The 12,510-nt window shown below is 72.8% G+C and carries 13 protein-coding genes; 7 read left to right on the forward strand and 6 right to left on the reverse strand.

Features of this window, described 5'->3' with window-relative positions; all coding sequences use genetic code 11:
* The first annotated feature begins 16 nt into the window (after window positions 1-16).
* Complete coding sequence (locus tag E2E34_RS23140; RefSeq protein WP_138903853.1) at window positions 17-850, forward strand: RNA polymerase sigma factor SigF; 834 nt, start codon at window positions 17-19, stop codon at window positions 848-850.
* Window positions 851-941: 91 nt separating this feature from the next.
* On the opposite strand, the gene hutI is transcribed toward E2E34_RS23140, so the two are convergent.
* The 4 genes from hutI to hutU all read right to left on the reverse strand — a co-directional run bounded on the left by hutI (window position 942) and on the right by hutU (window position 6,443).
* Window positions 942-2,144 carry an imidazolonepropionase gene (hutI, locus tag E2E34_RS23145; RefSeq protein ID WP_138903842.1) on the reverse strand — a complete coding sequence of 401 codons (1,203 nt, stop codon included), beginning with the start codon at window positions 2,142-2,144 and terminating at the stop codon, window positions 942-944.
* A 62-nt stretch (window positions 2,145-2,206) separates the two neighbouring features.
* Window positions 2,207-3,541: a formimidoylglutamate deiminase gene (locus E2E34_RS23150; RefSeq protein ID WP_138903843.1), complete on the reverse strand. Its 1,335-nt coding sequence runs from the start codon at window positions 3,539-3,541 to the stop codon at window positions 2,207-2,209.
* Window positions 3,532-4,731: an allantoate amidohydrolase gene (locus tag E2E34_RS23155; RefSeq protein WP_138903854.1), complete on the reverse strand. Its 1,200-nt coding sequence runs from the start codon at window positions 4,729-4,731 to the stop codon at window positions 3,532-3,534. The genes E2E34_RS23150 and E2E34_RS23155 overlap by 10 nt, the downstream gene beginning before the upstream one ends.
* 53 nt (window positions 4,732-4,784) lie before the next feature.
* A complete protein-coding gene (gene hutU / locus E2E34_RS23160; RefSeq protein WP_138903844.1) occupies window positions 4,785-6,443 on the reverse strand; it encodes a urocanate hydratase in 1,659 nt (552 codons plus the stop codon).
* Between the two features lie 119 nt (window positions 6,444-6,562).
* Between hutU and E2E34_RS23165 the strand changes: the two genes are divergently transcribed.
* From E2E34_RS23165 to E2E34_RS23190, 6 genes are all read left to right on the forward strand, one after another.
* On the forward strand, window positions 6,563-7,942 hold the full coding sequence (locus E2E34_RS23165) for a type III PLP-dependent enzyme domain-containing protein (RefSeq protein ID WP_138903845.1): 1,380 nt from the start codon (window positions 6,563-6,565) through the stop codon (window positions 7,940-7,942).
* A gap of 89 nt (window positions 7,943-8,031) precedes the next feature.
* Window positions 8,032-8,505, forward strand: coding sequence for an SRPBCC family protein (locus tag E2E34_RS23170; protein ID WP_138903846.1), 474 nt, complete (start codon window positions 8,032-8,034; stop codon window positions 8,503-8,505).
* 249 nt (window positions 8,506-8,754) lie between these two features.
* Window positions 8,755-9,129, forward strand: a complete 375-nt coding sequence (locus E2E34_RS23175) for a hypothetical protein (RefSeq protein ID WP_138903847.1) — start codon at window positions 8,755-8,757, stop codon at window positions 9,127-9,129.
* Window positions 9,126-9,887 (forward strand): transcriptional regulator, encoded by a 762-nt coding sequence (locus E2E34_RS23180; RefSeq protein ID WP_138903848.1) that lies wholly within the window; start codon window positions 9,126-9,128, stop codon window positions 9,885-9,887. The genes E2E34_RS23175 and E2E34_RS23180 overlap by 4 nt, the downstream gene beginning before the upstream one ends.
* A 79-nt stretch (window positions 9,888-9,966) precedes the next feature.
* A complete protein-coding gene (locus tag E2E34_RS23185) occupies window positions 9,967-10,350 on the forward strand; it encodes a roadblock/LC7 domain-containing protein (RefSeq protein ID WP_138903849.1) in 384 nt (127 codons plus the stop codon).
* A 62-nt stretch (window positions 10,351-10,412) separates the two neighbouring features.
* On the forward strand, window positions 10,413-10,787 hold the full coding sequence (locus tag E2E34_RS23190) for a hypothetical protein (RefSeq protein ID WP_138903850.1): 375 nt from the start codon (window positions 10,413-10,415) through the stop codon (window positions 10,785-10,787).
* Here the strand turns inward: E2E34_RS23190 and E2E34_RS23195 are convergent.
* Window positions 10,756-11,370, reverse strand: coding sequence for a hypothetical protein (locus E2E34_RS23195; protein WP_138903851.1), 615 nt, complete (start codon window positions 11,368-11,370; stop codon window positions 10,756-10,758). The genes E2E34_RS23190 and E2E34_RS23195 overlap by 32 nt on opposite strands.
* Window positions 11,371-11,486: 116 nt before the next feature.
* Window positions 11,487-12,323: a MurR/RpiR family transcriptional regulator gene (locus tag E2E34_RS23200; RefSeq protein WP_138903852.1), complete on the reverse strand. Its 837-nt coding sequence runs from the start codon at window positions 12,321-12,323 to the stop codon at window positions 11,487-11,489.
* Between the last annotated feature and the right edge of the window lie 187 nt (window positions 12,324-12,510).

The following is a 12,510-nucleotide window of genomic DNA, read 5'->3' on the forward strand; positions in this document are numbered from 1 at the left end:
CGCCCCGCCCGAGCAGATCGAGTCCGCACCCGCCGGGTTCGAAGGCCTTGAGGGCCTCCCCGAGATCCCGCCGTACGACGAGGTGGCGCCGCTGGACGCCAGGGCGCTGTCGAAGACGCTCTTCGGACGCCTCGAGAACCTCGAAGAGGGAACGCACGAGTACGCGTACGTACGCAACACGCTCGTCGAACTGAACCTGGCCCTGGTCAAGTTCGCCGCCTCCCGGTTCCGCTCCCGCAGCGAACCGATGGAGGACATCATCCAGGTCGGCACCATCGGCCTGATCAAGGCGATCGACCGCTTCGAGCTCAGCAGAGGCGTCGAGTTCCCCACCTTCGCGATGCCGACGATCGTCGGCGAGATCAAGCGCTTCTTCCGTGACACGTCCTGGTCGGTCCGCGTTCCGCGCCGCCTCCAGGAACTGCGCCTGGACCTCGCGAAGGCCGGCGACGAGCTCGCCCAGCAGCTCGACCGCGCCCCGACCGTGGGCGAACTCGCGCAGCGCCTCGACCTCACCAACGAAGAGGTCGTCGAGGGCATGGCCGCGAGCAACGCGTACACCGCGAGCTCGCTCGACGCCCAGCCCGAGGACGACGACTCCGAGGGCGCGCTGGCCGACCGGATCGGTTACGAGGACCACGGCCTCGAAGGCATCGAGTACGTCGAGTCGCTCAAGCCGCTGATCGCCGAACTCACCGCGCGGGACCGGCAGATCCTCTCCCTGCGCTTCGTCGCCAACATGACGCAGTCGGAGATCGGCGAAGAGCTCGGCATCTCGCAGATGCACGTCTCCCGTCTCCTGTCGCGCACGCTGGGCAAGCTGCGCAAGGGCCTGACGGTGGAGGAGTAACACCTCGCCGCTCTGTGAAGAGTGTGAGGAGTGTGAGTGAGGGTCTGCCCCAGGCGCTATCCGGGGCAGGCCCTCCTCCACATCATGTCCCCTACCCGGCGTGCCCCGTCGTACGCACACCCCCGCGCCAGACCTCCGAGACGAGGGGGACCCCGGGGCGGTAGGCCAGGTGGACGTGGGAGGGGGCGTCCAGGAGGACCAGGTCGGCGCGGGCACCGGGGGTGAGGCGGCCGACGTCCGTGCGGCGCAGGGCCGCCGCGCCGCCCGCCGTGGCCGACCAGAGGGCCTCGTCCGGGGTCATTCCCATGTCGCGTACGGCGAGAGCGATGCAGAACGGCATCGAACTCGTGAAGGACGAGCCCGGATTGCAGTCCGTGGACAGCGCGACGGTCGCGCCCGCGTCCAGGAGCCTGCGGGCGTCCGGCCAGTCGGCGCGCGTCGAGAACTCCGCGCCGGGCAGGAGCGTGGCGACGGTACGGCTGTTCGCGAGCGCGTCCACATCGGCGTCCGTGAGGTGCGTGCAGTGGTCCGCGCTGGCCGCGTCGAGCTCGGCGGCGAGCTGGACGCCGGGGCCGTGGCTGAGCTGGTTGGCGTGGATGCGGGGGTGCAGCCCCTTGGCCTTGCCGGCGGTGAGGATCGCGCGGGCCTGGTCGCCGTCGAAGGCGCCCTTCTCGCAGAAGACGTCGATCCAGCGGGCGTGGGGAGCGCACGCGTCGAGCATCTCGCCGGTGACGAGCGCGACGTACGCGGCGGGGTCGTCGGCGTAGTCGGGCGACACGATGTGCGCGCCGAGGTAGGTGACCTCGTCGGTGTGGCGCGAGGCGATGCGCAGGGCGCGTGCCTCGTCGTGGGTGGTCAGGCCGTAGCCCGACTTGGTCTCGAAGGTGGTCGTGCCCTGGCGCAGGGCCTCCCGGAGGTAGTGCGTGACATTCGCCTCCAGTTCCTCGTCCGTCGCGGCCCGGGTGGCGGCGACGGTGGTGCGGATGCCGCCCGCGGAGTAGGCGCGGCCCGACATGCGGGCGTTGAACTCCTGGGTGCGGTCGCCGGCGAAGACGAGGTGGGAGTGCGAGTCGACGAAGCCGGGGATCGCCGCCCGGCCCCGGGCGTCGTACGCGGTGTCGGCGGGGGGCGCGTCGGCGGCCCGGCCGGTCCAGGCGATCCGGTCGCCGTCGATCAGGACGGCGGCGTCGTGGATCAGCCCGAGGTTGTCCGTGGGGCTCGCGGCGTGGGCCGGGTCGTTGGTGACGAGGCTGCCGATGTTGGTGACGAGGGTGGTGGTGTTGCTGCTGCTCACTGGGTCCTCTCCCGGTTGCGTACGTGTGCGCGGGCGCGGGGAAAGGCGCCGCCCGCCCCCTGCTACTTGTAGACGGCTGTGATCGCCTCGGCCATGGCCCCGGGGACGTCCGGGATCAAGGTGTGGACGCCGTCGCGGACGATGTGGCGGCCCGCGACGATCGTGTGCCGCACGTCGCACGCGGAGGCCGCGAACACCGCCGTCTCCGCCCCCAGCCGGGGCAGCGGCCCCGCCGTCCGGACCGAGTCCAGCGCGATGGTCGTGAGGTCGGCGGGCGCCCCGGCCTCGATCCTGCCCGCGTCGCGCCAGCCCAGGGCCTCGTGCCCGTCGGCCGACGCCGCGCGGAGCAGGGACGCCGCCGTCCAGTGGCCGCGCGTGCGCGAGCGCAGGCGTTCGTTCAGCTCCATCGCCCGCGCCTCCTCCAGGAGGTCGATCACCGCGTGGCTGTCGCTGCCGAGCGAGAGCGTGGAGCCGGCCTTCTGGAGGCGGGTCGCCGGACCGATGCCGTCCGCCAGGTCCCGTTCCGTCGTCGGGCACATGCAGGTGCCGGTCGACGTGCCGCCGAGGAGGGCGATGTCCTCGTCGGTGAGGTGGGTGTTGTGGACGCCGGTGGTGCGCGGCCCGAGGACGCCGTGGTCCGCCAGCAGGCGCGTCGGCGTACAGCCGTGCGTCGCCAGGCAGGCGTCGTTCTCGGCCGTCTGCTCCGACAGGTGCACGTGCAGCGGCGCCATGCGCGTCTGCGCCCAGGCCGCCACCGTCGCGAGCTGGTCCGCCGGTACCGCCCGTACCGAATGGATGGCCGCACCGATGCGGGCGTGGTCGCTGTCCTTCAGCAACGACGCCCGCTCCGCCCACGCGTCGGCCGTGCCGTCGGAGAAGCGCTGCTGGTGGCGGGTGGGCGGCGTACCGAAGCCCGAGGCGAGGTACGCCGTGTCCAGCAGCGTGATGCGGATGCCGGCGTCGGCGGCGGCCGCGATCAGGGCCTCGCCCATGGTGTTGGGGTCGGCGTAGGGGGTGCCGCCGGGCGCGTGGTGCAGGTAGTGGAACTCGCCCACCGCGCTGACCCCGGCCAGCGCCATCTCCGCGTACACGGCCCTGGCCAGGTCGAAGTAGGTGTCCGGCGTCAGGCGGGAGGCCACGCCGTACATGACCTCCCGCCAGGTCCAGAACGTCCCCGAGCCGACCTGCACCGTGGAGCGCAGCGCCCGGTGGAACGCGTGCGAGTGGGCGTTGGCGAGGCCGGGGAGGGTCAGGCCCCGCAGGACCTCCGCGCCCGGCGGCGGGGCCGTGACGTCCTTGCGGACCGCGGTGATCCGGCCATCCGTCACGTCCAGGGCCACGCCTGGCTCGACGAAGGTGTCGAGCCAGGCGTGCTCCAGCCAGTAGGTCACGTGCACGCGAGCCCCTCCAGTACGTCGGCGAGTGCGATGACCCCCGCGACGCAGTCGTCCTCGGCGGCGTACTCGGCCGGAGAGTGCGAGATACCCGTGGGGTTCCGTACGAACAGCATGGCGGTCGGAACCGAAGCGGACAAAATACCCGCGTCGTGTCCCGCGCCGGTGCCGAGGACGGGGACGTCGCCGTGATCCTCACGCAGGAGCTTCGCGAGTTCGTCGCGCAGGGCGTGCTCGAACTCGACCACCGGGGTGAACGACTCCCGCGTGATGTTCAGGTCGATGCCGTGGCGCGCGGCGTTCTCACGCGCGGCCTGCTCGATCCCGGCGATGACCCGGTCGAGAGTCTCCTGGTCGGCGGCGCGCGAGTCGAGCCAGCCGCGTACCAGGGAGGGGATCGCGTTGACGCCGTTCGGTTCGACGGAGACCTTCGCGAACGTCGCGAGGGCCCCGGCGAGCCGCGCCTCGCGGCGGGCCGCGACGACCGTCTCGGCGTACGTCAGCATCGGGTCGCGGCGGTCGTCCAGGCGGGTGGTGCCGGCGTGGTTCGCCTCGCCGTGGAAGTCGAAGCGCCAGCGGCCGTGCGGCCAGATGGCGGACGCGATGCCGACGGGGTCGCCGGTGACGTCCAGCGCGCGGCCCTGTTCCACGTGCAGCTCCACGAAGGCGCCGATACGGGCCAGGCGCTCGGGGTCCGGGCCGATGGCGGACGGGTCGTAGCCCGCCGCCTCCATGGCCCGGGGGAGGCTGACGCCGTCCGCGTCGCGCAGCTCGTGGGCCTTGGCGGCGGTCAGCTGCCCGGCCGCCAGGCGCGAGCCGACGCAGGCCAGGCCGAACCGGGCGCCCTCCTCGTCACCGAAGTTGGTGATGGCCAGCGGTCTGGCGAACTCCACTCTCCTGTGGCGGAGTTCGTCGAGCGCGGCGAAGGAGGACACGACGCCGAGCGGGCCGTCGAACGCCCCGCCGAGCGGCACCGAGTCGAGGTGGGAGCCGGTGACGACCGCGTCCCCGGCCAGCGGGTCGCCCTGCCAGGCCCACTGGTTTCCGTTGCGGTCCAGTTCGTACGTCAGGCCGCGGGACTCGGCCTGGGCCTTGAACCAGGCGCGGCAGTCCTGGTCGGCCCGGGTCCAGGCGTAGCGGCGGTAGCCGCCGGATTCGGCGTCGCGCCCGATCGGCTTCAGGTCGGCCCACATCTCGTGGAACGAGGTGGACGTGTGCGGCGGCCCGTCGGTGGACACGGCGGGAGTCACTCGCCCTCCCGCATGGGGACGCGCACGCCCTGCTCGTCCGCGGTCTTCTCCGCGATGTCGTAGCCCGCGTCCACGTGGCGGATGACGCCCATGCCGGGGTCGTTCGTCAGTACGCGGCGGATCTTCTCGCCGGCGAGCTTCGTGCCGTCCGCCACCGAGACCTGGCCCGCGTGGATCGAGCGGCCCATGCCGACACCGCCGCCGTGGTGGATGGAGACCCACGAGGCGCCCGAGGCGACGTTGACCATGGCGTTGAGCAGCGGCCAGTCGGCGATCGCGTCGGAGCCGTCGAGCATGGCCTCGGTCTCGCGGTACGGCGAGGCGACGGAGCCGCAGTCGAGGTGGTCGCGGCCGATCGCGAGGGGGGCGGCGAGGGTGCCGTCGGCGACCATGTCGTTGAACAGGGCTCCCGCCTTGTCCCGCTCGCCCTGGCCCAGCCAGCAGATCCGGGCCGGCAGGCCCTGGAAGTGGACGCGCTCGCCGGCCATCTTGATCCAGCGGTGCAGCGACTCGTTCTCCGGGAAGAGCTTCAGCAGCTCGCGGTCCGTCTTGTGGATGTCGGACGCCTCGCCGGAGAGCGCCGCCCAGCGGAACGGGCCCTTGCCCTCGCAGAACAGCGGGCGGATGTACGCCGGGACGAAGCCGGGGAAGTCGAAGGCGCGCGGGTAGCCGGCCAGCTGGGCCTCGCCTCGGATCGAGTTGCCGTAGTCGAAGACCTCGGCGCCGGCGTCCATGAAGCCGACCATCGCCTCGACGTGCTTGGCCATGGACTCGCGGGCGCGCAGCGTGAAGTCGGCGGGCTTCTCGGCGGCGTACGACGCCATGTCGTCGAAGTCGACGCCGACGGGCAGGTACGCGAGCGGGTCGTGGGCGCTCGTCTGGTCGGTGACGATGTCGATGGGCGCGCCCTCGGCGAGCATGCGCGGCAGCAGCTCCGCCGCGTTGCCGAGGAGGCCGATGGACAGCGGCCTGCGGGCGTCGCGGGCCTCGACGGCGAGCTGGAGGGCGTGCTCCAGGCTGTCGGCCTTCACGTCGAGGTAGCGGTGCTCGATGCGGCGCTCGATGGCGCGCGGGTCCACGTCGATGCAGATCGCGACGCCGTCGTTCATGGTCACGGCCAGGGGCTGGGCGCCGCCCATGCCGCCGAGGCCGGCGGTGAGGGTGATGGTGCCCGCGAGGGTGCCGCCGAACTTCTTCGCCGCGACGGCCGCGAAGGTCTCGTACGTGCCCTGGAGGATGCCCTGGGTGCCGATGTAGATCCACGACCCGGCGGTCATCTGGCCGTACATGGTCAGGCCGAGCGCCTCCAGGCGGCGGAACTCCTCCCAGTTCGCCCAGTCGCCGACCAGGTTGGAGTTGGCGATGAGGACGCGCGGGGCCCACTCGTGGGTCTGCATGACGCCGACCGGACGCCCGGACTGGACGAGCATCGTCTCGTCCTGCTTCAGGGTCTTCAGGGTGCGCACCATGGCGTCGAACGAGCGCCAGTCCCGCGCGGCCTTGCCGGTGCCGCCGTAGACGACGAGCTTGTCGGGGTGCTCGGCGACCTCCGGGTCGAGGTTGTTCTGGAGCATGCGCAGGGCGGCCTCCTGCTGCCATCCCAGGGCGCTCAGCTCCGTACCGCGCGGTGCCCGTACGGGGCGGGGTCCTGACATGGTGTGCCTCCTCGCGAGTGACTGCATTGGCGTCTATTCACATCCTGGCGAGATGAATAGAGCTAGTCAATACGTGCGGGCTCCTGCGCGCCGTCCGAGCCGGTGGTTGGCTGGAAGACATGCCTTCGGACCTCAGCCCGGACACGAGCGTGATCCCGCCGGTGGACCCGGGAGCGGACATCCCCGCACCCGAGCGCCGCGAGCAGGCGGTGCGGGCCGCCGTGGAGCGGGGCCTGGTCGGCCCCGAGGCCCCCGTGGCCGGCCTCCTCGACACGGTCGGCATCCGCGCCTCGGCCGCCGCTTTGCGCGCCGCGTTCAACGAGGTCACCCCGCCCGGGACCCCGGTCCTGCACGCCTTCGCCGTCAAGGCGACGCCGCTGGTCCCGGTCCTGCGGCTGCTGTACGCGCACGGCGTCGGCGCCGAGGTCGCCAGTCCCGGTGAGCTGGCCCTGGCCCGGGCGGCCGGCATTCCCCCGGCGCACACCGTCCTCGACTCCCCCGCGAAGACCCCCGCCGAACTGCGCGAAGCCCTCGCGCTGGGCATCGCGGTCAACGCCGACAACCCGCAGGAGCTGGCGCGCATCGACGCGCTCGTGGGACCGTCGGTTCCCGCCTCCCCCGTCGGCCTGCGCGTCAACCCGCAGATCGGCGCCGGGGCCATCGGCGCCCTGTCCACCGCGACCGCCACCTCGAAGTTCGGCGTGGCGCTGCGCGATCCCGGCGCGCGGGACTGGGTCGTACGCGCCTTCCTGGACCGGCCGTGGCTGACCCGGCTGCACACGCACTCCGGGTCGCAGGGCCTTCCGCTGGAGCTGATGGCCCGGGGCGTGGCGGCGGCGTACGAACTCGCCGAGGAGATCAACGCGGCGGCGGGCCGGCGGCAGGTCGACACCGTCGACATCGGCGGCGGCCTCCCGGTCGACTTCACCTCCGACGCCCAGAGCCCGACGTACGGGGACTACGCCCGCCTCCTCAAGCAGGAGGTCCCCGGCCTGCTCGACGGGCGCTACGGCCTGGTCACCGAGTTCGGCCGCTCGCTGCTCGCCAAGCACGGCACCGTCCTCACCCGGGTGGAGTACGCGAAGACCTCGGGCGACCGGCCGATCGCCGTCACCCACGCGGGCGTGCAGATCGCGACGCGCACGGTGTACGTCCCGGAGTCCTGGCCGCTGCGGCTCGCGGCGTACGACGCGAAGGGCCTGCCCAAGCCGGGCCCGCCGGTCGCACAGGACGTCGCGGGCCCCGCGTGCTTCGCGGGCGACCTGCTGGCCGAGAACCGGCTGCTGCCCCTCCTCGCCCAGGGCGACCACGTGGCGGTGCTGGACACCGGCGCGTACGCCATGGCCGCGCACTACGCGTACAACAGCCTGGTCAGGGCGGGGATCCACGGCTTCGCCACCGGCCCCGACGGGGTCCGCTTCAGCGTCGTACGGCCGCCGCAGACCCTCGCCGAGATCGTCACCGAGTCGGGCGGGGCGCACCCGGACGCGCTCCTGTAGGCGCCGGTGCGCTCCTGCGGGCGCGGGTGCGCCCGTCGTCCCGCCCGCCTCCGGGGGCGGTTGTCACACCCGGCTGCTTCCATGGATCCATGGCACACAGGAGCGTGGTCGTCGAACGGCGGATCGCGGCGGGCCCGGACCGGGTCTGGCGCGCCCTGACCGACCTGGAGGGCATGCCGGGCGTGATCGGCGGCGTGGAGGAGGTCGAGATCCTGGAGCGCTCGCCGACGGGCGCCTTCGGGGTGGGCACCCGGTGGCGGGAGACCCGCCGGATGCTCGGCAGACAGGCCACCGAGGAGATGCGCGTGACGGCGAGCGAACCGCCGGCACGCTATGTGGTGGAGGCGGATTCGCACGGCGCGCACTACGTGTCGGAGTTCGTGCTGCGCGCCGAGGGGCCCGGCACGACGACGGTCCGGATGACGTTCTCCGCCGTTCCGCCGGCCGGCGCCAAGGGACTGCTGACCCGGGTGCTGGGCGGCCTGGGGGCGCGGGCGGTGGCCAAGGCGATCGCCAAGGACCTCGCCGACGTCGCGGCCGCCGTGGAGCGCGAGGGCGCCTGACGGCGTACGGCGGCGGGAGTCGGCGGACGCGCACCTCCGTACAGGCGCCCTCTTTCGATCAGAATCGATCCATGGGCGATCAATAAGCCAGCAATGAAGACGAAGAACGAAAGCTAGCTGGCATGTGCACGTGGAAAGTGCCGGAACCACCTGCCCGCGCCCCTCTCTTTACGTAACCTCCTCGTCACTGCCGCAGAACGCGTGTCCGGCAGTCCGCATCCGTGTGCCACGCCGGGAGGGGGGTTCCGCATGCCCGGAATCGACGAATGTCTGCTCGCCGCGATGGTCGTGCCCGGCGCCCTCGGGGCCTCCCTGGTGGACTGGACGAGCGGACTCGCGCTCGGCACGGTCGGGGACTCGCCGAACGGCGACCACGAGGCCACCGCGGCGGAGACCGCGGAGCTGGCCCGGATGGCCGCCGAGCAGCGGGCCTTCTCCCCCAACGGACTTCCGGTCGAGGACGTCATCATCACCACGCCCAGCGGCTACCACCTGCTGCGCTTCGTCGAGACCGCGTTCGACAGCAGCGTCTTCCTGCATCTGTGGCTCGACCGCGAGGACGGCAACCTGGCGCTCGCCCGCATACGCCTGAGCAGCCTCGCCGAGCAGCTGGTCCTGGCATGAGCACCACCGTGTCCCCGATGCTCGTCCGGCTCGCCGCCGAGCGCGCCACCGGCGCCCTGCTGCGCGACCACGGGACCCTCTACCTCGTCGACGGCCAGGTCGTGCACGCCGAGAGCCCCGCCTCGCCCGGTCTCGACGTACTGCTGACCTCGGCCGGGCGGCTGCCCGCCGAGGAGTGGCAGGAGGCCGTCGACCGGGCCGGCACCCGGGGGCGGGTCGGACGCTTCCTGGTCGACAGCGGGCGACTGGCCGACGGGGAGCTGGAGCTGTGCCACCTGAGCGCGCTGTTCGACGCCGCGTTCTTCGCACTCGCCCCCGGCAGCGGCCCGACCCGCTTCCGGTACGGGGCGGCCCACTGGCTGGGCCGCATCCGACCGGTCTCCGCCGCCGTCGTCGAGCGCGAGTCACAGCGGCGCAGACGGCTGCTGGACGAGCTCTGGCCGTACCCCGACACCGACACCGCGCCCGTCGTACGCCGCAGCACGCCGTCGGGGCAGCCCGTCACCCCCAGGCAGCGCGCCGTACTCGACCTCGCCGACGGCGAGCGGACCCCAGGGGACATCGCCCGGGCCCTGGGCCGGCCCGCGTTCCACACGCTGATCGACGTACGAAGGCTCGCGGCGGCCGGCACGGTCGCCACGCCCCGGGACGCGCCGACTGCCCCGCCCCCCGTCCCCGCCTGGGTCGCGCAGGTCGCCGACGACCCGGACACCGCCCTGTTGCGCCGGCTCCGCGACGCCCTGGAGGCAAGCCTGTGACGTACCGGACCGTCGGCGCGGCCCTCCCCACCACCTCATGAGGCGCGTCCTGCGACACCGCGCGGAAAGGAGAAAGCTGATGGCGGCCGAAGCCGAACTGCTCGACGAGCTGCGCCAGTTGAAAGCCAGGGTGCCCCAGCTGACCGGAGCGCTCGCGGCCAGTGTCGACGGCCTCGTACTGGCCCAGGACACGACGACCGTGGAGGCCGAGGGGATCGCCGCGCTCACCGCGGCGGCGCTCGGCGTCGCGGTGCGGCTGACGGACGCGACGGGCCAGGGCGCCTTCCGCGAACTGCTCGTGCGCGGCGAAGACGGCTACGTGGCCACCTACGCGGCGGGCTCGTCCGCCGTACTCACCCTCCTCGCCGAGCCGCGCATCAACGTGGGCCGGCTCCACCTGGAGGCCCGCCGGGCAGGCGTCCGCATCGGCGCCCTGGTCGACAGCGCCCGGGAGAACGCATGACCACAGCCAAACGCACGACAGCAACCCGAACCACCATCCGACGAAAAGGAAGTGCGACCCCCATGGCCAACACCGAAACCACGCTCAAGGAAGCGATGACCAGCATCGAGGGAACCCTCGGTGTCGCCCTGGTCGACTACACCAGCGGCATGGCCCTCGGCACCCTCGGCGGCGGCAAGGACCTCGACCTCACCGTGGCCGCCGCGGGCAACACCGACGTGGTGCGCGCCAAGGTGCGCACCATGGAACACCTGGGCCTCAAGGACGAGATCGAGGACATCCTGATCACCCTCGGCGGCCAGTACCACCTCATCAGGCTCCTCAAGGCACGCGGCACCAACGGCCTGTTCCTCTACCTGGCGCTGGACAAGGCGCGGGCCAACCTCGCGATGGCCCGCCACCAGCTCAAGAAGATCGAGGCCGAACTCGACCTGTGACCACCGCCGCTGCCGCCGGGCGACGCCTCGCGCCGCCCGGCGCGGCGTCGCCCGCCGCGATCCCGGTGGTCCGGTACGCCGCCACACGCCGCCCCGCGGGCCCGCCGCCGAGCCAGTCGGTACGTACCCACAGCAGGGCTTCGTCGCGGCGCTCCCGGGCCCCGAGCCACACAGCCTTCAGCCACAGCCCGGCGCCGGCGCCGGCCATCAGCAGCCCGCCCGCGCCCGGCACGGCGAAGGCGCTGCCCGCGGCAGCGAGGAACGCGGCCGCCAGCCACCAGCGGCGGCCCCGGCGCCAGGTGCGGGCCGTCACGGAGCGGACCTGGAGGAAGTCCCGGCGGCCGGCCCGGGCAGCGGTCGCGGCGAGAGCGGCGTAACGGCCCCTGCGCGCCAGCGCGGTGACGGCGGCCGCCACCACGAACAGCGCTGCGCCCGCGAGGAGACCGACCCTGCGTCCGGTGAGGCCGGGTACGAGAGCTCCGATCCCGGCGGCCAGCAACCCGAGCCACCACAGCGGGGCCGCCCCTGCCCGTACGACCACCGCCACCCGCGCCAACGCCTGCGCCTGCTCTCCGCGCGCCACGACCGCCCCTTCCCTGCCGGCTTCGACTGTTTCCAGTCGGGGAGGGTAACGCCGGATTCTGAGCGCCGCCTGAAAAACCGCCGAGAACGCGCGGGTGAGCGCGGGCGGCCTCCCGGCTAGTCGACGAACAGCCCCCGCGCCGCCGCCTTCGCGTCGAACTCCTCCAGGCGCGCCTGCGCGTCCGGCAGGCCGTCGCACATCGCCTCCAGCAGCACCCGCCCCAGCAGCATCGGCGCGCACGCCGTGTCGAAGGCCAGGCCCGTGCCGACCGCCGCCGGGATCAGCAGGTCGCTGTGGCCCGCCACCGGGGCGAAGGCGGAGTCGGCGACGGTCACCACCTTCAGGCCCTGCTCGCGCGCATACGCCAGCGCGTCCACGACCTCGCGCGGATGACGCGGAAGCGCGAAGCACAGCAGCGCGGTGGCGCCGGCCCGGCGGGCGCCGTCGATACGGTCGGCGAGCATCGAGCCGCTCTCGTCGAGCAGGCGCACGTCGGGATGGACCTTCGCCGCGAAGTACGCGAACCCACGCGCCTGCGAGGACGCGGCCCGCAGCCCGAGCACGGGCAGCGGCAGCGAGCCGGCGAGGACGCGGCCCGCCTCCTCGACGGGGCGGGGGTCGGCGAGCAGCTCGGAGAGGTGCTTGAGGTTCTCGATCTCGGCCTGGACCGCCTGCTGGTACTCGTTGTACTCGTCCGCGCCGCGCGAGGGCTCGGTGGGGGCGACCTCGCGCAGGTGCTTGCGCAGGGCGGGGTACCCGTCGAAGCCGAGCGCGACGGCGAAGCGCGTGACGGAGGGCTGGCTGACGCCGGCCAGGTCGGCCAGCTCGACACTCGACAGAAAGGGCACGTCGGCGGCCTTGCGCACCATGCAGTGCGCGATACGCCGCTGGGTCGGCGTGAGCCGGTGCCCGTCGAAGAGCTGCTGCAGTCGTGCGGCAGGGCTGTCGCTCATGCCATCCCCCTGTGAGTCCGATCTTGGCGGTGCGGGTGTGCGGTGTACCTGCGGAGCTGTGGAGCTGTGGAGCTGTGGAGCTGCGGACCTATTCAGATACTCAGAACTCTGCATGACCATATGCAGCGCTGCAAGGAACACCCTTGCAGCGCTGCATATGGTCATGCAGAGTTCTGAGTATCTGAAT

The organism is Streptomyces albidochromogenes, from assembly GCF_005981925.1.
Classification (GTDB): Bacteria; Actinomycetota; Actinomycetes; order Streptomycetales; family Streptomycetaceae; genus Streptomyces; species Streptomyces albidochromogenes.